General features: G+C 57.1%; 1 rRNA gene. It reads left to right on the forward strand.

From position 1 onward, the window contains the following. Nucleotides 1-1,076: ribosomal RNA gene (locus ACIHFE_RS34525) — 23S ribosomal RNA — on the forward strand; the annotation flags it as partial.

Consider the following 1,076-nt stretch of genomic DNA (forward strand, 5'->3'; position numbering starts at 1 on the left):
TCTCGTGACTGCGTGCCTTTTGAAGAATGAGCCTGCGAGTTTGCGGTGTGTTGCGAGGTTAACCCGTGTGGGGAAGCCGTAGCGAAAGCGAGTCCGAATAGGGCGATTGAGTAGCGCGCCCAAGACCCGAAGCGGAGTGATCTAGCCATGGGCAGGTTGAAGCGGAGGTAAGACTTCGTGGAGGACCGAACCCACCAGGGTTGAAAACCTGGGGGATGACCTGTGGTTAGGGGTGAAAGGCCAATCAAACTCCGTGATAGCTGGTTCTCCCCGAAATGCATTTAGGTGCAGCGTCGTGTGTTTCTTGCCGGAGGTAGAGCACTGGATAGGCGATGGGCCCTACCGGGTTACTGACCTTAGCCAAACTCCGAATGCCGGTAAGTGAGAGCGCGGCAGTGAGACTGTGGGGGATAAGCTCCATGGTCGAGAGGGAAACAGCCCAGAGCATCGACTAAGGCCCCTAAGCGTACGCTAAGTGGGAAAGGATGTGGAGTCGCAGAGACAACCAGGAGGTTGGCTTAGAAGCAGCCACCCTTGAAAGAGTGCGTAATAGCTCACTGGTCAAGTGATTCCGCGCCGACAATGTAGCGGGGCTCAAGCGTACCGCCGAAGTCGTGTCATTGCAGCATAAGGACCAACGTCTGCTGTGATGGGTAGGGGAGCGTCGTGTGCCGGGTGAAGCAGCGCCGGAAGGTAGTTGTGGACGGTTCACGAGTGAGAATGCAGGCATGAGTAGCGATACAAGAGTGGGAAACTCTTGCGCCGATTGACTAAGGGTTCCTGGGTCAAGCTGATCTGCCCAGGGTAAGTCGGGACCTAAGGCGAGGCCGACAGGCGTAGTCGATGGACAACCGGTTGATATTCCGGTACCCGCTTTGAAACGCCCAATATCGAATCCATTGATGCTAAGGCCGTGAAGCCGCCCTGAGCTCTTCGGAGCGTAGGGGAGTGGTGGAGCCGCTGATCCAAGGTGGTAGTAGGTAAGCGATGGGGTGACGCAGGAAGGTAGTCCAGCCCGGGCGGTGGTTGTCCCGGGGTAAGGGTGTAGGCCGTGTGATAGGCAAATCCGTCACACA

Origin of the sequence: Streptomyces sp. NPDC052396 (assembly GCF_044593195.1) — a bacterium.
In the GTDB taxonomy this organism is placed as follows: Bacteria; Actinomycetota; Actinomycetes; order Streptomycetales; family Streptomycetaceae; genus Streptomyces.